Genomic DNA, 17578 nt, shown 5'->3' on the forward strand with positions numbered 1-17578 from the left:
GGATCCACGAAACTTCCTCGGCCGTCCCGGGACAGGTCTGTAAGCAGCCCGCCGTCCCGCCCCGTATCCGGCGCCACCGCGACCGAACTGTTTCTGCCCCTGCCCCGCAGCGGGCGGCCACACGGTTCTCACAGCCGCAGCGTCGCCTTCGCCCGGGGACACGCGACACAAAGGAGTCCGCGGTGACACCTGAAATGACGAAGACCGAGACACGCCCGGCCGAAGCGACCGGAGAGCGGGCCCGCCGGCCCGAGAAGCTCCGGAACATCGAGGTCTGGGCCAGGTCGGCCCCCATCAGGCTGGCCGGCTACGAGGACGACCTCGCCGAGCCGCACATCCTGCCCGGCATCGACTGACGGCCGCGTTCCTCGGCGCCCCGGTTCCGGCCCCCGTCCACGGACGGGGGCCGGAACCCTGCGCTGCGCCGAGTGCCGCCACCCGATGGGCTCCCGCGTGCTCAGCGGCGGCCGTCACCCTGCGCCGGCGGGCGCCCGTCCGGCCGCAGCGGCACCGGGCGGGCCACCGGCCGCATGAAGTCGCGGACATACGTCCGCTCCCACCAGCATCCCGTGGCCCGAAGCTCGCGCCAGTCCGTGAACCGGTAATGGAAGACCCTGGCCCGGACATGGGCGGGTGGGCCGTCGGGGAACGGGTTGTGGCGCAGCAGACGCAGGGTGTCCCGGTCGCCCCGCAGCAGCCGCTCGACGAAGGGCCCGAACCAGGAGCGGGCGTAGGCGGGGGAGAGCGCCGCGAACCACATCAGCCAGTCGAGCCGCAGATGGTAGGGCGCGAACTGGCGTGGCAGCCTCCGCGGATCACCCGGCTTGCCCCGGAAGCCGTACTCGAGCCAGCGGGTCCCCTCGTGGATCACCGGCTCGTCGGTGCCCTCGACGACCACCTCCAGCCGCATCCTGCTGATGCTCCCGAAGGCGCCGTACGTGTTGACCAGGTGCAGCGGGTCGAAGGACCGGTTCATCACCTGGCGGCGCGAGAGGAGATTGCGCGCGGGGCGGTAGCTGAGCACCAGCACGAGTGCGGTGACCGCGATGACCACCACTTCGTACCAGAGGGGAGGCGCCGACTGTGCGGGGGGCGGGCCGGAGATCAGCGACCAGTCGACGACGGAGAGGGCGAGGACGATGGTCAGCCAGTTCAGCCATGCGAAGTTCCCCGACAGCACGAGCCACAGCTGGGTGACCACCATCAGCCCGGCGGCCACGCTCGCCACGGGCTGCGGGGTGAACAGCAGGAACGGCACCACGAGCTGCGTGAAGTGGTTGGCCGCGACCTCCACCCAGTGGACGGGCTTCGGCAGCCGGTGGAAGAACCAGCTCAGCGGTCCGGGCATCGGCTGGGTCTCGTGGTGGAACTCCAGGCAGGTCAGTCTGCGCCAGCACTCGTCCCCCCGGATCTTGATCAGCCCGGCGCCGAACTCCACCCGGAAGAGCAGCCAGCGCATCAGCCACAGCACCAGTACCGGCGCAGCCGTGCCGGAGTTCCCGAGGAAGACGGCGAGGAATCCCGTCTCCAGCAGGAGCGATTCCCAGCCGAAGCCGTACCAGACCTGTCCGACCTGGACGATCGACAGGTACAGCACCCAGGGCACCGCCCACAGCGCCATCGCCGCGCCCAGCGGGAGGTGAGCGTCCAGGCCTGCGAGGAGGGCGAGTGACACGGCGGCGCCCGTCCAGGCGACCAGCGCGAAGAAGCGGTCCGAGTAGTGCAGCCGGAACAGGCCGGGCGCCGCCCGCCACGGTGTGTGCCGGAGCAGTTCGGGGACGGGGAGGATGCCCCCGGAGCCGATGAGTGCGCGGAACTGGAGCGCCGCCGAGAGGAACGCGGCCAGGTAGACGACGGCGAGCGCCCGTTGGAAGATCAGTCTGCTCAGCCAGTAGCCGTCTGCGGTGAACCACTCCATCTCTTCCAGTATCGGGCGCACGGGCCCGTCAGGCGGCCGACACGACCCGGCGCAGTACGGCGGCGAGCCGCCGGGCGTACCACCGCTGGGCCATCGGGACGAGAGGTCCGGCCAGCCGGGTGTACCAGGAGGCGGGCCGGGAGAACGCCGTGACGGTGAACCACACCGTCCCGTCGTCCGCCAGTTCCACCACGAAACTCTCCTCGCCGCACTCCGGGTGCCGCGCCGTCGTGCCGTAGGCGAAGCCGGTGCGGTCCTTCTCGTAGGCGGTCCACACGATCTCGCACCGGGCGGTGAGGCGCAGCGGCCCGATGCCGGCCGAGATGTCGACGGTGGCTCCCACGGCTGCCTGCGCGGCGGAGGCCTTCACCCCCGCTCCCGTGGCGCGGTGCATGCGCCACTCGGTGACGGCGGCGCCGGCGGCCTCGAAACCTGCCCGGCCGCTGCCGATCGCCGCACGGTGGTGCAGATGGTTGTAGCCGTCCGGGAGCGGCCCCAGCCGGGTGGCGCCGACCTCGGGGTACGTCAGGTGGCTCATGTGGTCCTTCCTTCGGGAGAGGTGGTGAGCTTCTGGAGCCGATGCCAGGCGAGCAGCGCGCAGAGCGCGAAGCCCAGCGCGTTGCCGAGCCCGTGTGTGGCGGCCATCCAGGTCAGGCTGGGGTGGGGCAGTCCGGTCGCCTCGCCGAGCGCCCAGCTGAGGGCGAGCACCATGGTGGCCACGAGTACCGCGGACGACGAGGCGAGCAGGACCCTGGTGGCGCGGTCGCGGCCGGGGAGGTGGACGGAGCGCCAGGTCAGGAGGGCGACTGTCCACATGCCCGCGGTGAGGACGATGGCTCCGGCGAGCTCGGCCCGGTCCCCGACGAAGTAGCCGACGAGGACGAGAAGGGTGCCGAGCGGAACGCTGAGGGCGGCGAACCGGCCGGCCGGGCTGTCATCAGAATTGCAGACGAGCCCGGCGACGAGTGCGGCGGCGAAGCCGGCGAAGTGGAAGTGCGGCACGGTCAGCGCCAGGATGCCGAGCCCGAATCCGAAGAGCTCGTGGCCCGAGCGCTCGGCCACCAGCGCGAGGGCGGCGACCGAGGGGGTGACCAGCGCCGTGAGCAGGGCGGTCTCCCCGGGGCGCACACTGCGCGTGCGCGCGAGGCGCCGGGGTGCGTGGGCGGCGAGGAGCAGCGCTCCCAGGGCGTAACAGAGGGCCGCCGCCGTCGCGGCGTCTCCCCGCGGCAGCCACAGGGACAGGGCCCCGGGCACGGCGAACACCGGCCAGAGGCGGCGTATCCGGTCGAGGGCGGGATCGCCGAAGAGCCCGAGGCCCAGCGGGACGATCACCAGCATGCCCAGCGTCACGATCAGCCCGACCAGTACGGACATCGTCCCCACCCCCGTTCCGAGACGCGCGGAGCGACTCGAATTGAACATGTTCAACTCTTCTGGCGCTGAGCATAGAGCCAGTCTTGAACGCGTTCAAGGCTGGCTTCTCGGTCGAGGAATCGGACAAATAATGGCAGAGTGGCGCACATGGATGATCGGGTAGCGGGTGCCCTGTCACTCCCGGACGATTGGCCCGCCCACCCGGACCTCAGCCTCGCCCTGAACCGAATGGGCAGCTTCGACTGGGATCTGGACAGCGGCCTCATGTACATGGACGAGCCCGCGCTCGAAGTGTTCGACCTGCGTCGCGACGAGTACGACGGCAGCCCCGAAGCCCTTGCCCCGCGCGTACCCGCCGACGAGGGCGCGCGGCTCGACAACATGGTCAGGCGGGCGCTCGAGAGCGGGCACGACAACTACGGCGCGTACTTCCGCAGGAGGCAGCGGGACGGCAGTCTGTGCTGGACCCACACCCAGGGGTGCATCCGGCGCGACGACAACGGCCGGCCCCGCCGCATCATCGGGATCATCCGCGACGCCACCCAGGAGCTGGCCGAATCCACCGCCCGGCGGACCGTCGACGAGGAGCGGCGGCGCCGCACCAGCCTGGTCGAGGGCACCACGGCCGCGCTGGCCCACGCGCGGACGGTGAAGGACGTCACCGACGTGCTGAAGAGCTCGCGAGGTCTGGCCCACCTCGGCGCCACCAGCCTCGTCATGGGCCTGCTGGAATCGGGCCGCATCCATCTGGTGGCCGACGGGCCCGAAGGCGCGTACGTGCAGGGCACCCGGTACACCCGGATCGACGAGCCCTATCCGATGAGTGAGGTCATCCGCACCCTCGCTCCCCGCTTCATCGAGAGCGCGGAGGACTTCGCGCGTTCGTACCCGATCCTGTGGCCTCACATCAGCCACCTCGGTATCACCGCCGCCGCCTACATGCCCCTCATCGCCCAGGCCCGCCCGATCGGTGCGCTCGGGCTCCTCTACGGCAACAAGGCGGGCTTCACCAGCGACGAACGCAACCTGCTCGTCGCCCTCGGCAGCTCGATCGCGCAGAGCCTCCAGAGGGCCATGCTCTACGAGCAGGAGCACGATCTCGCCGAGGGGCTCCAGCAGGCGATGCTGCCCCGCCGGATTCCCGAGGTGCCCGGGGCGCAGGTGGCCGTGCGCTACCGCTCGGCCCGGCTCGGACGTGACATCGGTGGTGACTGGTACGACATCATCGCGCTCCCCGGCGGGAGGGTCGGGGCCGTCATCGGTGACGTGCAGGGCCACGACACGCACGCGGCGGCCGTCATGGGGCAGCTCAGGATCGTGCTGCGCGCCTACGCGGCCGAGGGGCACAGCCCCGCCACGGTCATGGCGCGGGCCTCCGTCTTCCTGCACGAACTCGACACGGACCGCTTCGCGACCTGCACCTACGCCGAGGCCGACCTGACGACCGGAGTGGTCCAGCTGGTCCGTGCGGGTCATGTCGACCCGGCCCTGCGTGACGTCGACGGCGGCTGCCGCAGACTGCCCGTCGACGGCGGCCTGCCCCTGGGCCTGTCGGCGGAGTTCGGGCAGCTCGAATACCCGGTCAGCACCGTCGACCTGGATCCGGGCCAGACGCTGATCCTCTACACGGACGGCATGGTGGAGCTGCCGGGCACCGACCTCGACGACGGAATGCGGCTGCTGGCCTCGACCGTGCGGGAGGGGCCCGAGGACCTGCAGAAGCTGGCCGACCGGCTGTGCGAGGTCGTCGACGAGCGCGGTGGCGAGGACGACATGGCGGTGCTGCTCCTGCGCCGCAACGCCGCCCACGCCCCCCATCCGGGCGGCCGGCTCCAGCAGCACGTCGCGCAGAACGACCCGGAAGCGCTGACCTCCGCCCGGCACATGATCCGGGCGGCCGTGCGCGCCTGGGGAGCCAAGGAGCGGGCGGACGAGGTGGAGCTCGCGGCCGACGAACTGATCACCAACGCGCTGATGCACACCGACGGAGGCGCCATCGTCACCATCCGCGTGCTCACCGGCCCCGAGCGCCGTCTGCGGGTCGACGTCGAGGACCGCTCCAGCGCGCTGCCGCGCCGCAGGGAGGCGGGGGAGTCAGGGGTTTCCGGCCGGGGCCTCATGCTCGTCGACCGGCTGGCCGACGTATGGGGAGTGGAGTCCCGGGGGAACGGCAAGTGCGTGTGGTGCGAGTTCCTCATCCAGGACCACCGGTAGCGACACTTCCGGGACGCCGCGAGACTGTAACAGTACGTAACATGTCCATGCTTGACCGTAACTGACGTCGCGGGATTGACTGCGATCCCCGCCGTTCCGCTGTCGATGACGCGAGGCCCCGTTGAGTACCGAGCTTCTGGCACCTCTTGATCTGGCTTTCTGGCACCTCGAATCCGAGGCCCATCCGATGCACCTCGGCGCCCTCGCCGTCTTCGAGCGGGTGCCCGGCGTGACCTCGCGTGACCTGCTCGACCTGCTGGGCGCGCGTGCCGCCGCCATTCCCCGGCTGCGGATGCGGGTGCGCGACGTCCTGCTGCCCGTGGGTGGCGCGGCGTGGTTCACCGACAAGGACTTCGACGTGCACCGGCACGTCAGGAGGGTGGTCCTCGCCGAGGGCGACTTCATGGCGGAGGCGAGCAGGCTCGCCGGTGAACTCATGGAGCAGCCGCTCGGGCGCGGCCTGCCGCCCTGGCAGATGTACCTCCTCGACAGCACGCCGGACGGCCCGTTCGCCGTACTCGTGAAGCTGCACCACGCGCTTGCCGACGGGATGCGGGCCGTCGCAATCGGCGCCGGCATCTTCGACCAGATCGCCTCCGCGGGTGCCGGACGGGGTGCGGTGCGCCGGCGCACGCCCGTGCCGCCGCGCTCCTGGCTCCCCGGGCCGTACGAAGCGGCGGGCATGGCACTCGACCGGCTCGGTGACGTCGGCCGGGCGTTGGGCGTCGGCGCTTCCGTCGTACGCGCGAGCCGCCTCGACCTGCGCGCCTCGACCCCCCTGTCCGCCCGCTCCAGCGGGACGCGCCGGCTGGCCACCGCCGAACTCGACGCCGAGACGGTGCAGCGGGTCCGGCGCGCGGAGGGCGGCACGTCCAACGACGTCCTGCTCGGGGTGGTCGCCGGTGCGCTGCGCCGCTGGATGCTCGAACGCGGCGAGCGGCTTCCCGGCTCCGACCCGCGCGCCCTGGTACCCGTCTCCCGGCGCAGGCCCGGCGGCGCGGCCACCGGCAACAAGCTCTCCGCCTACCTCCTCGGGCTCCCCGTCGGCGAACCCGACGCCCGGGAACGGCTGCGCCTGGTGCGTACGGGCATGGACCGCAACAAGGCGGCCGGCCCGATGCGCGGCGCCGGAGCCGTCGCCGTGCTCGCGGACCAGCTGCCCGCCCTGGCGCACCGGTTCGGGGCGCCGCTGGCAGGGAACGCGGCGCGGATGCTCTTCGACATCCTGGTCACCAGCGTGCCCCTGCCCCGCTCGGCGCTCTCGCTCGGCGGCTGCCCCCTGCGCGCCGTCTACCCCATGGCGCCGCTGGCCCGTGGGCAGTCCCTTGCCGTGGCCCTCTCCACCTACGGCGGGCGGGTACAGGTCGGACTGGTCGCCGACGGCAAGGCCCTGCCCGATCTCGACCGGCTGGCCGCCGCGATGCGCGAAGAACTCCGCGACCTGCACGCTCTCGTACCCACCGTGCCCGCCCCCGCATGACAGGCAATCCCGCAGGGAGTGTTGACGCGCCCGATTGATCCGATGAATAGTCCCTGTACGGACCACAACGGGTCGTCAGGGACCATCGGCGGGGGCGGCAGGGCATGAGGCGCAGCAGGCTGGGACACAGCGCGGTCGAGATCAGCGAGCTCTCCTTCGGGGCCGCGGCCATCGGCAATCTCTTCCGCGAGGTCGATCCCGCCCAGGCCGCCGCCGCTGTCGACGCGGCGTGGGACGAGGGCGTCCGCTACTTCGACACCGCCCCCCACTACGGGCTGGGCCTCTCCGAGCGCCGCCTCGGCGAGGCGCTGCGCCATCGCCCCAGGGACTCGTACGCGGTGTCCACGAAGGCAGGACGCCTGCTCGATCCGCTGACCGCCGACGAGAGCGCGGGCCTGCACGGACTGTCCGACGGTTTCGCCGTGCCGCACACCCACCGCCGGCGCTGGGACTTCAGCGCCGACGGCATCCGGCGCAGCATCGAGGAGAGCCTCCTGCGCCTCGGCCTCGACCGCGTCGACGTCGTCTACCTGCACGATCCCGACGAGCACGGCGAAGCGGCATTCCGCGAGGGCTATCCCGCGCTGGAGCGACTGCGCGCGGAAGGCATGGTCGGAGCCATCGGCGCCGGCATGAACCAGACCGCCATGCTCACCCGCTTCCTGCGCGAGACCGATGCCGACGCCGTCCTCTGCGCCGGCCGCTACACCCTCCTGGACCGCAGCGCCCTCGACACACTGCTGCCGGAGGCCGCTGCCCGGGGCCGCAGCGTGGTGGTCGGGGGAGTCTTCAACTCCGGGCTGCTCGCGGACCCCCGCCCCGGCGCGACCTACGACTACGCGGCGGCTCCCGCGCCCCTCCTCGACCGCGCCCTGCGCATGCGGGCCGTCGCCGAGGCGCACGGCGTCCCTCTGCGTGCCGCCGCCCTGCACTACCCGCTGCGCCACCCCGCGGTCGCCGGGGTCCTCGTCGGAACCCGCTCGCCGGACGAGGTGCGGGACGCCGCCGCCCAGCTGCGCACCCCTGTACCCGAGGCGCTCTGGGACGACCTGCGGACCGAAGGGCTCCTGTGACATGCATCCGCAGCCGCTCGTCATCGACGCCCACCACCATGTGTGGGACCTCGACGTACGCGACCAGGACTGGATCACCGGCGAGGAACTCGCCCCCATCCGCCGCACCTTCACCCTCGACGACCTCGCACCCGAGGCCCGCACGGCGGGGGTCGGCGCCACCGTCCTGGTCCAGACCGTCACCGTCGCCGAGGAGACGCCCGAATTCCTCGCACTGGCCCACGGCAGCGACCTCGTCGCCGGAGTCGTCGGCTGGACCGACCTCACGGCACCGGACGTCGCGGGCACCCTCGCCGCGCTCCGTTCCCTGCCCGGCGGCGACCGGCTCGTCGGCATCCGTCATCAGGTCCAGGGCGAAACCGATCCGGAGTGGCTCCTGCGTCCGGACGTGCTGCGCGGGCTCCGTGCCGTCGCCGCCGCCGGCCTCGTCTACGACCTGATCGTCCGGCCGCACCAACTGCCCGCGGCCACCCGTGCCGCCGAACTGCTGCCGGGGCTCACCTTCGTACTCGATCACGCGGGAAAGCCGCCGGTGGCGCTCGGGACCACCCGGCCCTGGGCCGACGGGCTGCGGGCCCTCGCCGCGCTGCCCAACACCGTGTGCAAGCTCTCGGGTCTGGTCACGGAGGCCGACCCACGCTCCTGGACGGTCGAGGCCCTGCGCCCGTACGCGGACACCGTGATCGAGGCCTTCGGCGCCGGCCGGCTGATGTTCGGCTCCGACTGGCCGGTGTGCCGGCTCGCGGCCGGGTACGCAGAGGTCCTGGACGTCGCACGTGAGCTGACCGGCCGGCTCGGGGAGGACGAGCAGCGGTCCGTCTTCGCCGGCACCGCGCAGCGGGTCTACGGACTGCGGCCTCCGTCCCTCCGGCCGGGGTGCGCCCCGCAGGCATGAGCGGAGCCGGTGCGGCAGGCTGGAGGCATGCCCGAACTGCCGGAAGTCGAAGCCCTGCGGGACTTCCTCGACGACCACCTGGTCGGCAAGGAGATCGCCCAGGTCCTCCCGCTCGCCATCAGCGTCCTGAAGACGTACGACCCGCCGCTCACGGACCTGGCGGGAAGCGCCGTCTCCGCCGTGGGCAGGCACGGGAAGTTCCTCGACATCACGGCCGGGGAACTCCACCTCCTCATCCACCTCGCGAGGGCCGGCTGGTTGCAGTGGAAGGACAGCTTTCCAGCGACCCCGCCACGGCCGGGCAAAGGACCGCTCGCCCTGCGTACGGTCCTCACCGGCGGCGACGGCTTCGACCTGACCGAGATGGGCACCACCAAGCGCCTCGCCGTGCACCTGGTGCACGACCCCGCGGACGTGCCCGGGGTGGCCCGCCTCGGGCCCGATCCGCTCGCCGATTCCTTCGACCGGGACGCCTTCGCGACGCTGCTCGGCGGAGTACGACGGCAGGTCAAGGGAGCGCTGCGCGACCAGTCGCTGATCGCGGGCATCGGTAACGCCTACAGCGACGAGATCCTGCACGTCGCGAAGATGTCCCCGTTCAAGCTGACCACCAGCCTCGGCGACGACGACATCACCCATCTCTACAACGCGATGCGCACCACGCTCAAGGACGCGGTCGAACGTTCCCGGGGCGTCGCCGCCGGCCAGCTCAAGGCCGAGAAGAAGACCAGCATGCGCGTCCACGGCCGCACCGGGCAGCCCTGTCCCGTGTGCGGGGAAACGGTCCTGGAGGTGTCGTTCAGCGATTCCTCGCTCCAGTACTGCCCCACCTGCCAGACGGGAGGCAAGCCGCTGGCCGACCGCCGGCTCTCCCGCCTGCTGAAGTAGCGGCGCGGGTCACCTCCGTCGTCGCACCGACGGCGGAGGCGACCCGGGCCGCAGCTCGCGCGCGTACGCCGACAGATGCCGCACCACCCCGCCGAACTCGCGCACCTGGACCACGCACGCGGAGCACTCCACGAGATGCAGCTCGAAACGAGAGGTGTCGGCGGCCCCGAGCACCCCGAGCGCGTAGGCTCCGGCGTCGCGGTGCGGTTCGGTGGCGAGCATGTCCTGAGATACGTGAGGGAGCCGTCGAGTGCTCACCCGGGGCGGCGAGCGCGGCATCGCGGACCAGGATGGAGCCGAGTGGCCTCCGAACGATGCCCATCGGCCCAACCGGAGGGGCGGGGTTAAACTCCGGCCTCATGCTGCGCGTACTCGCCGTCGACGACGAAGAACCCGCCCTGGAGGAACTCCTCTACCTGCTGCGCGCCGATCCCCGTATCCGCAGCGCCGAGGGGGCCACGGGAGCCACCGAGGCACTGCGCCGCATAGGCGGTGCCGTCGACGCCGGGCCCGACGACCCCTCCGCGATCGACGTCGTGTTCCTGGACATCCACATGGCGGGCCTGACCGGACTCGACGTCGCCCAGCTCCTGGCCGGCTTCGCCGCACCCCCGCTCATCGTCTTCGTCACCGCCCACGAGGGCTTCGCCGTCCACGCCTTCGACCTGAAGGCCGTCGACTACGTCCTCAAGCCGGTCCGCCGCGAGCGCCTCGCGGAAGCCGTACGCCGCGTCGCGGAGCAGGTCGGCGAACGCTCCGCGTCCGTCACCGACGCCGCCGCCGACCAGATCGCCGTCGAGCTGGGCGGCGTGATCCGCTTCGTGCCCGTCGAGGACATCGCCTACGCCGAAGCGCAGGGCGACTACGCCCGGCTGCACACGGCGACCGGCAGCCATCTCGTCCGGATACCGCTGACCACCCTGGAGGAGCGCTGGCGCTCCCGGGGGTTCGTACGCATCCACCGCCGCCATCTCGTCGCGCTCAACCGGATCGACGAACTCCGGCTCGACGCCGGCAGCATGAGCGTCCGCATCGGAGAGGCCGAGCTGGCCGTCAGCCGTCGCCACACGCGGGCCCTGCGCGATCTCCTGATGAGGCAGACCGGCCGCTGACCTGGCCCTACCGTCGGCAACCCCTTCCCAGCCGCCCCCCGCGCCGCCTAAACTCCGGCCCCATGTCCGCAGAGAGCACGCCCCGGCGCGAAGTGGTCATGGGCGAGCCCCGGCGCGTACGTCCGCTGCCCCGCTACCGCGCCCAGTCGGAGATCGACGAGCAGACCGCGCTCGGCGGCGCCTATGTGCGCTCACTGATGCGCAGCCAGCTCCGCGCCGGGCTCACGACCTTCGCCGTGCTCGCACTCGTCGCCGGAACCCTGCCGCTCGTCTTCGAGGCCCTGCACAGCGACGCCGTCGTCTGGTCCGTGCTCGGCTTCGCCACCTACCCGCCGCTCACGCTCGCCGCCTGGTGGTACGTGCGCCGTGCGGAGCGGAACGAACGTGACTTCGCCCGGCTCGTGGAAGGCCGTCCCGCACCGTGAGCCTCTCCGGCCACCCGGCAGCGGTGGCGGCGGTCGCCCTCGTCGTCCTCGCCACCGTGCTCGTCGGAGGGTTCGGCCTGCGGATATCCCGTACCACCTCCGATTTCTACGTCGCCTCCCGCACCGTACGGCCGCGACTCAACGCCGCGGCGATCAGCGGCGAGTACCTCTCCGCGGCGTCCTTCCTCGGCATCGCGGGGCTCGTCCTGGTGCACGGCCCCGACATGCTCTGGTACCCGGTCGGCTACACCGCCGGTTATCTGGTGCTGCTGGTCTTCGTGGCGGCCCCGCTGCGCCGCTCGGGGGCGTACACCCTTCCGGACTTCGCCGAAGGTCGCCTCGAATCACGTCAGGTGCGCCGTCTGGTCAGTGTGTTCGTCGTCGGGGCCGGCTGGGTGTACCTCGTGCCGCAGCTCCAGGGGGCCGGCCTCACGCTCAAGATCCTCACCGGTGCGCCGGGCTGGCTCGGTGACGTGCTCGTCGCCTCCGTCGTGGTGGTGGCCGTCGCTGCGGGCGGCATGCGCTCGATCACCTTCGTGCAGGTCTTCCAGTACTGGCTGAAACTCACCGCGCTGCTGGTGCCGGCGATCTTCCTGGTGCTGGCCTGGCAGGGGGACGGCAGCCCGCGCGTCAGCTTCGACGAGCAGGTCTCCGTGTTCCGCGCCGACCATCCGCTCTACGCGACGTACGGACTCATCGTGGCGACCTTCCTCGGGACGATGGGCCTGCCGCACGTCGTGGTCCGCTTCTACACCAGCCCCAACGGCCGCGACGCCCGCCGGACCACGGTGGCCGTCCTCGCCCTGATCGGCCTGTTCTACCTCCTGCCCCCGGTGTACGGGGCCCTCGGCCGGCTGTACGCACCCGAGCTCATCCACGGCGGCGAGGCCGACGCCGCCGTACTGCTGCTGCCGGCCCGGGTGATCGGCGGCCTCGGCGGCGACCTGCTGGGCGCGCTGCTGGCGGGCGGCGCGTTCGCGGCGTTCCTCTCGACGGCGTCCGGGCTCACCATGGCCGTCGCCGGGGTGATCACCCAGGACGTCCTGCCCTCGCGAGGCGTGCGCCACTTCCGGCTGGCCACGCTCCTCGCCATGGCGGTGCCGCTGGCCGGCTCGCTGGTGGTCAGCCGGGTGCCGGTGGCCGACGCGGTGGGGATGGCCTTCGCCGTGTCCGCGTCGTCCTTCTGCCCCCTGCTCGTCCTCGGCATTTGGTGGCGGCGGCTCACACCCCCGGGCGCGATCGCCGGGCTGCTGCTCGGGGGCGGCTCCGCACTGCTCTCCGTCGCCATCACCGTCAGCGGCGCGGTGCGCCCGCCGGGCTGGCCGCACGCCTTGCTGGCCTGGCCCGCCGTCTGGTCCGTGCCCGTCGGCTTCCTCGCGATGATCCTCGTCTCCCTGGCCACACCGGGACGGATCCCGCAGGGCACCAACGCGGCCATGACCCGCTTCCATCTGCCGGAAGCGCTGACCTCGGGGCGGGGACGATGACCGGGGCCGGGCTCGCCGCCATCGCCGTACTCGCCCTGCTGCTGTTCGGCACGGGCTTCCTCCTGGGGCGTACCGCCCGCCCCGTGCGCACCAGCGATGTCGGCACGCCCGTCGAGCACGCCACGTTCGAGACCCTGCACACGGCCTCGCTCGCCGCGCCCCCGCTGCGCGCCGGACTCACCGAGGAGAGCGCGCGCAGAGCGGCACGCGGCCTGCGCTCGCTGCTCGGCACCGACGCCCTGTGCCTCACCGACCGCGACCGGGTGCTGGTCTGGGACGGCGAGGGGGAGCACCACGGCAAGGACGTGATGCACCATGTCCAGGGGCTCCTGGCCAGCGGGAGGGACACCGCCTTCCACAGCGACTGCGGCGACCTCGACTGTCCGCTGCGCTGGGCCGTGGCCGTACCGCTGACGGTCGACCACCGGGTGCTCGGGACGCTCGTCGCCTACGCGCCCCGCGAATCGGCGGTGCTGGCGAGGGCAGCGGGGGAGGTGGCCCGCTGGGTCTGCGTACAGCTCGAACTCGCGGAGCTCGACCGCTCCCGGACGCAGCTGATCGAGGCCGAGATCAAGGCCCTGCGGGCCCAGATCTCCCCGCACTTCATCTTCAACTCCCTGGCCGCCATCGCGTCGTTCGTCCGGACGGACCCCGAGCGCGCACGGGAACTGCTGCTGGAGTTCGCCGACTTCATCCGCTACTCGTTCCGCCGGCACGGCGAGTTCACCACCCTCGCCGACGAGCTGCACTCCATCGACCAGTACCTGGCCCTGGTGCGGGCCCGTTTCGGGGAGCGGCTCTCCGTGAGGCTCCAGGTGGCCCCGGAGGTGCTGCCCGTGGCCCTGCCGTTCCTCTGCCTCCAGCCCCTGGTCGAGAACGCCGTCAAGCACGGTCTGGAGGGTGCCGTCATGCTGCCCAGGCCACTCGGCGGCGAACGCCCGGAGGACGCCCCGATCCGCATCACGATCAGCGCCCTCGACGCGGGCGCCGAGGCCGAGGTGGTCATCGAGGACGACGGGACGGGGATGGACCCCGAGCGCCTGCGGCAGGTCCTGCGCGGTGAGGGCGGCGCCTCGACGGGCATCGGCCTGCTCAATGTGGACGAGCGGCTGCGCCAGGTGTACGGCGACGACTACGGGCTGGTCATCGAGACGGGCCTCGGAGCGGGCATGAAGATCACCGTGCGACTGCCCAAGTACCGCGCGGGCGTGCACGGTTCGTGACGCGCGGCCGGTTACCGCCGCTCGGGGCCTGCCTGCCCTGCCGGTTCGGCGCGGCAGGCTCTGTGCTGCCGGCCGGATCAGTAGAGGTGGACCGCCAGATGCCCGAGCGGCAGTCCCAGCTGCCACGCGGGTGTCCACACCTGTGCCTCGCCCTCCTCCGCGTCGCCCACCGGCTCCCACGGCTGCGGGCCGATCGCGTCGAGATCCGCCGCCAGCAGCTCGGTCTCCTCCAGCCACCGCCAGGCCGCCCGGGCCAGTACGAGGTCGGGATCGTCCTGCCCCGCCGGGACGGTCGCCCGCTCCAGCGCGTCCAGCCGTGCGCAGACCCACCGCCTCCACGCGGCCCCGTACGCCGTGAGCAGCCGCAACTCGTCCATCCGGGCGGCCGGCAGCTCCTCGGCCACCGCCCCGTCGGACAGGAAGATCGTCAGCGCGAGCGCGTCACGCCCCGCGCGGTACTCCAGGGTCGTCGGCTCCATCAGGTCGCCGGTCGCCAGCACCTCGTCGGCGATGTACTCGGAGTACATCCAGGCCATCGGGACCAGCAGGCCGCCCCCGCCGGTTCCGTCTTGATCTTCGGGACGCATCCCGTCTCGCCTCTTTCGTTCGACTCGGCACCGGGCTCCACGCAGCATTGAACCGGGGGCACGCGCCCCGCGTGGCCAGAAGAGCAGGATCCGTCGGGAGATTCGAGGTGCGATGAGTGTCGAGCGCGGGGGCGACGCGCATGTGCGGCAGCTGCTGGGCGCCTACGTCCTGGACGCCCTGGCCGCCGACGAGAGCGTTCTCGTCGCCGGGCACCTCCAGCGGTGCGAGACCTGCGCCGCGGCCTACGTGGAGGTCGCGGACACGGTCTCCCTGCTGGCGCTGCTCAGCGTGGAAGACCTGCTGGAATAGCCGGGAAGGCTGCGTGAGAGCAGCCGCAGTGCGTAGTAGGAACGGGACTTGACGGTACCCGGGGGTATGCCGAGCACCTGCGCGGTCTCGCCGACACTGAGCCCGCGGAAGTAGATCTGCACGAGCACCGCCCGGTGCTCGGGGCTGAGCGTCCTGACGGCCTCGCGCACGTCGAGGGCGTGGACCGCCGAGTCCGCGGTGTCCTCCTGCGCCGGGGAGCTCTCCAGGACCATGTCGCTGACCTCCGCCGGACGCGCCTGGCGGGACCTGCGGGCGTCGATGGCGAGTCGCCGGGCGACGGTGAAGAGCCAGGGCCGCATCGACTCGTACGGCGCGTCGAACGCCTCCGGGTGCAGCCAGGCGCGTACCAGCGTCTCCTGCAGAAGGTCCTCCGCGCGCTGCCGGTCGCCGAACGTCAGGCCCAGCAGGAAGTGGAACAGCGCGGGTCCGTGTTCCCGCTGGAGCTCCGCGAGGGCCCGCTCATCGGTCGTCGTGGTGGTCATCGTGAACGTCCTTTCCCGAAGAGGCCCCTGACGCCTCGCTCCGCCTGGCGTATACGAACGCATCGGGGCCCGGGGGAACAGGCGGTGCACCGAGATGTGCGCCGAGCGGTCGCACGGAGCGGCGAGTGGTGCGGTGAACGGTCAGCCGGCACCGATACGGCCGATTCAGGTACTTGATGGCCTTTGTCCTTGACTCACCAGTATGAATATATGTGTATTCGGATGGCCGAAATCATTCGACCTGGGAGTCGTGCCGATGACGAAGCGCATCCGACAGGGCACGGCGATCGCCGTCGCCGGGCTGCTCGCCACCGCAACCGCCTGCACCGGACAGGAGTCCACGCCCGGGTTCGCCGGGAGGCACCTCTCCGCGGAGCGGGGAGCGAACGGGGCGGGAGCGGCGGCCCACGACGGGCGCACCTTCACCCTGCTGGCGTCGGGTGACATCCTGCCGCACTCGACGATCATCGACCGCGCGGCGGCGGACGCGGGCGGCAGGGGTTACGACTTCCGCCCGATGCTCAAGGGCGCGGCACCGGCGGTGTCCGGCGCGGACCTGGCCATCTGCCACATGGAGACGGTGTACGGGCAGCAGGGCGGCCCGTACACGGGGTACCCGACCTTCAAGTCGCCTCCCGAGGTCGCGACAGCCCTGCGCGCCACCGGCTTCGACTCCTGCTCCACGGCCTCCAACCACACCCTGGACGACGGCGCACAGGGCATCGGGCGGACGCTCGACGCACTGGACCGGGCAGGCGTCGCGCACGCAGGGTCCGCCCGTTCCGCCGAGGAGGCGTCGCGGCCCACCCTGCTCAGGGCGGGCAAGGGCAAGGACGCGGCCAAGGTCGCCCACCTCGCCTACACCTACGGCACGAACGACCTGCCACTGCCCGCCGGGCAGCCCTGGGCGGTCAATCTGATCGACAAGGACCGGATCGTCGCGGACGCAAGGGCCGCCCGCAAGGCAGGTGCCGACGTGGTCGTCGTCTCCCTGCACTGGGGCACCGAATGGCAGGACGCCCCCGACGAGGTGCAGCTCGGGCTCGGCCGGGAGCTCACCGCGTCCGGCACGGGCGAACGCCCCGACATCGACTTGATCATCGGAACGCACGCCCACGTTCCCCAGGCGTACGAGAAGGTCGGCGGCACCTGGATCGTCTACGGCATGGGCAACCAGATCGCCGGATCCATGGTCAACCACGACGGGGTCCACGACCCGCGCGCGGGCGAGAGTTCGATGGGCCGCTTCACCTTCGCGCCGCCCGCGAGACCCGGGCAGCGCTGGACGGTGAAGAAGGCCGAGTTCCTCCCGCAGTGGTTCGACGCGGAAGCGGGGCGCGTCGTCGGCCTCGGCTCAGCGGCCTCCGGCGGTGACGCCCGGCTGAGCGAGATCCGGGACCGCATCAGCGGGGTCGTGCTCAGCCGCGGTGCCGCCCAGGACGGCCTGGTGTCCGGCAGGTGACGGACAACTGCGGCAGGTGACGGACAACGGCGCGCCCTGACCACGGGGCCCCGGTGACGGGCCGGAGCCCCGGCCTACAGGACCAGGGTGACGGGCCGGCGCCCCGGCCTACGGGACCACGGTGACGGGCCAGCGCCCCGCCTTGACGAGGCGCACCGCCACCGAGCCGATGAAGCGGTGCCCGGCCGACTCCGACGCCCCCACCACCACGGCATCCGCCTTCAGCTCGTCGGCGGCCGTCACGAGCCCGTTGTACGGATCACCGTGGAAGGTGTGGAACTCCCAGCGGACGTTCCATATGTCCTTGAGCCGCTCGGTCGCCTCCCGGATCTCGCTGACCAGCCCCTCGGCGACCTCCCCGGTCGTGTCGGCGACCGGGGCTCCCAGGGCGACGCCGGCCGACATCACGGGCTGGACGTAGACGAGTGCGAGCATCGCCCCCTGCCGGCGGGCGAGCCCTGCGGCGTACGCCGCGGCCCGCATCGAGGACTCCGAGCCGTCGATGCCCGCGACGATCACCTTGGGGCCGTCGGTGCCGCGCTCGAACCGGTGGCGTTGCTGGTCAGTCACGGCCCCGAGAGTAGCCGTTCCCGTCCGGCGCGACCCCGGCAGCCTCCCCGCCACCGG

General features: G+C 72.1%; 19 protein-coding genes. 12 read left to right on the forward strand and 7 right to left on the reverse strand.

Features of this window, described 5'->3' with window-relative positions; translation table 11 throughout:
* The first annotated feature begins 182 nt into the window (after positions 1 to 182).
* Entirely contained in the window at positions 183 to 356 is a 174-nt protein-coding gene (locus ACFYQ6_RS07575) for a hypothetical protein (protein ID WP_361573448.1), read from the forward strand.
* A 101-nt stretch (positions 357 to 457) separates the two neighbouring features.
* On the opposite strand, the gene ACFYQ6_RS07580 is transcribed toward ACFYQ6_RS07575, so the two are convergent.
* From ACFYQ6_RS07580 to ACFYQ6_RS07590, 3 genes are read right to left on the reverse strand one after another with little or no spacing between them, the layout of a single operon-like run.
* On the reverse strand, positions 458 to 1918 hold the full coding sequence (locus ACFYQ6_RS07580) for a lipase maturation factor family protein (protein ID WP_388761427.1): 1461 nt from the start codon (positions 1916 to 1918) through the stop codon (positions 458 to 460).
* Between the two features lie 28 nt (positions 1919 to 1946).
* Positions 1947 to 2456 (reverse strand): DUF1990 family protein, encoded by a 510-nt coding sequence (locus ACFYQ6_RS07585; RefSeq protein WP_388761430.1) that lies wholly within the window; start codon positions 2454 to 2456, stop codon positions 1947 to 1949.
* Complete coding sequence (locus ACFYQ6_RS07590) at positions 2453 to 3292, reverse strand: YndJ family protein (RefSeq protein ID WP_388762220.1); 840 nt, start codon at positions 3290 to 3292, stop codon at positions 2453 to 2455. The genes ACFYQ6_RS07585 and ACFYQ6_RS07590 overlap by 4 nt, the downstream gene beginning before the upstream one ends.
* Positions 3293 to 3439: 147 nt before the next feature.
* Here ACFYQ6_RS07590 and ACFYQ6_RS07595 point away from each other — a divergent pair, with 147 nt between their 5' ends.
* From ACFYQ6_RS07595 to ACFYQ6_RS07615, 5 genes are all read left to right on the forward strand, one after another.
* Complete coding sequence (locus tag ACFYQ6_RS07595; protein ID WP_388761433.1) at positions 3440 to 5506, forward strand: SpoIIE family protein phosphatase; 2067 nt, start codon at positions 3440 to 3442, stop codon at positions 5504 to 5506.
* A gap of 121 nt (positions 5507 to 5627) precedes the next feature.
* Positions 5628 to 6986, forward strand: coding sequence for a wax ester/triacylglycerol synthase family O-acyltransferase (locus ACFYQ6_RS07600; protein WP_361572667.1), 1359 nt, complete (start codon positions 5628 to 5630; stop codon positions 6984 to 6986).
* A gap of 104 nt (positions 6987 to 7090) precedes the next feature.
* On the forward strand, positions 7091 to 8059 hold the full coding sequence (locus ACFYQ6_RS07605) for an aldo/keto reductase (RefSeq protein ID WP_361572665.1): 969 nt from the start codon (positions 7091 to 7093) through the stop codon (positions 8057 to 8059).
* 1 nt (position 8060) lies between these two features.
* Positions 8061 to 8954 (forward strand): amidohydrolase family protein, encoded by an 894-nt coding sequence (locus tag ACFYQ6_RS07610; protein WP_361572663.1) that lies wholly within the window; start codon positions 8061 to 8063, stop codon positions 8952 to 8954.
* A 27-nt stretch (positions 8955 to 8981) separates the two neighbouring features.
* Positions 8982 to 9842: an Fpg/Nei family DNA glycosylase gene (locus ACFYQ6_RS07615; RefSeq protein WP_388761437.1), complete on the forward strand. Its 861-nt coding sequence runs from the start codon at positions 8982 to 8984 to the stop codon at positions 9840 to 9842.
* 9 nt (positions 9843 to 9851) lie between these two features.
* Here ACFYQ6_RS07615 and ACFYQ6_RS07620 read toward each other — a convergent pair whose 3' ends face one another.
* Entirely contained in the window at positions 9852 to 10064 is a 213-nt protein-coding gene (locus ACFYQ6_RS07620; RefSeq protein WP_388761439.1) for a zf-HC2 domain-containing protein, read from the reverse strand.
* Between the two features lie 137 nt (positions 10065 to 10201).
* On the opposite strand from ACFYQ6_RS07620, the gene ACFYQ6_RS07625 reads away from it, so the two are divergent.
* From ACFYQ6_RS07625 to ACFYQ6_RS07640, 4 genes are all read left to right on the forward strand, one after another.
* Positions 10202 to 10954 carry a LytTR family DNA-binding domain-containing protein gene (locus ACFYQ6_RS07625; protein WP_361572659.1) on the forward strand — a complete coding sequence of 251 codons (753 nt, stop codon included), beginning with the start codon at positions 10202 to 10204 and terminating at the stop codon, positions 10952 to 10954.
* Positions 10955 to 11016: 62 nt separating this feature from the next.
* Positions 11017 to 11379 (forward strand): hypothetical protein, encoded by a 363-nt coding sequence (locus ACFYQ6_RS07630; protein WP_356742739.1) that lies wholly within the window; start codon positions 11017 to 11019, stop codon positions 11377 to 11379.
* Positions 11376 to 12866, forward strand: coding sequence for a cation acetate symporter (locus ACFYQ6_RS07635; RefSeq protein ID WP_361572657.1), 1491 nt, complete (start codon positions 11376 to 11378; stop codon positions 12864 to 12866). The genes ACFYQ6_RS07630 and ACFYQ6_RS07635 overlap by 4 nt, the downstream gene beginning before the upstream one ends.
* The gene (locus ACFYQ6_RS07640) at positions 12863 to 14089 is read left to right on the forward strand and encodes a histidine kinase (protein ID WP_361572655.1); all 1227 of its coding nucleotides are present in this window, start codon (positions 12863 to 12865) and stop codon (positions 14087 to 14089) included. Before ACFYQ6_RS07635 ends, ACFYQ6_RS07640 begins: the two co-directional genes overlap by 4 nt.
* Positions 14090 to 14166: 77 nt before the next feature.
* On the opposite strand, the gene ACFYQ6_RS07645 is transcribed toward ACFYQ6_RS07640, so the two are convergent.
* Positions 14167 to 14676 carry a hypothetical protein gene (locus ACFYQ6_RS07645; protein ID WP_361572653.1) on the reverse strand — a complete coding sequence of 170 codons (510 nt, stop codon included), beginning with the start codon at positions 14674 to 14676 and terminating at the stop codon, positions 14167 to 14169.
* A gap of 112 nt (positions 14677 to 14788) precedes the next feature.
* Here ACFYQ6_RS07645 and ACFYQ6_RS07650 point away from each other — a divergent pair, with 112 nt between their 5' ends.
* Complete coding sequence (locus ACFYQ6_RS07650) at positions 14789 to 14986, forward strand: zf-HC2 domain-containing protein (protein WP_361572651.1); 198 nt, start codon at positions 14789 to 14791, stop codon at positions 14984 to 14986.
* On the opposite strand, the gene ACFYQ6_RS07655 is transcribed toward ACFYQ6_RS07650, so the two are convergent.
* Entirely contained in the window at positions 14920 to 15489 is a 570-nt protein-coding gene (locus tag ACFYQ6_RS07655) for a sigma-70 family RNA polymerase sigma factor (protein ID WP_388761446.1), read from the reverse strand. The genes ACFYQ6_RS07650 and ACFYQ6_RS07655 overlap by 67 nt on opposite strands.
* A gap of 256 nt (positions 15490 to 15745) precedes the next feature.
* Here ACFYQ6_RS07655 and ACFYQ6_RS07660 point away from each other — a divergent pair, with 256 nt between their 5' ends.
* On the forward strand, positions 15746 to 16951 hold the full coding sequence (locus tag ACFYQ6_RS07660) for a CapA family protein (protein ID WP_361572647.1): 1206 nt from the start codon (positions 15746 to 15748) through the stop codon (positions 16949 to 16951).
* Positions 16952 to 17059: 108 nt separating this feature from the next.
* Here ACFYQ6_RS07660 and ACFYQ6_RS07665 read toward each other — a convergent pair whose 3' ends face one another.
* Positions 17060 to 17521, reverse strand: a complete 462-nt coding sequence (locus ACFYQ6_RS07665; RefSeq protein WP_361572645.1) for a universal stress protein — start codon at positions 17519 to 17521, stop codon at positions 17060 to 17062.
* Positions 17522 to 17578: the final 57 nt, after the last annotated feature.

It is taken from the genome of Streptomyces sp. NPDC005494, assembly GCF_042872025.1.
In the GTDB taxonomy this organism is placed as follows: Bacteria; Actinomycetota; Actinomycetes; order Streptomycetales; family Streptomycetaceae; genus Streptomyces.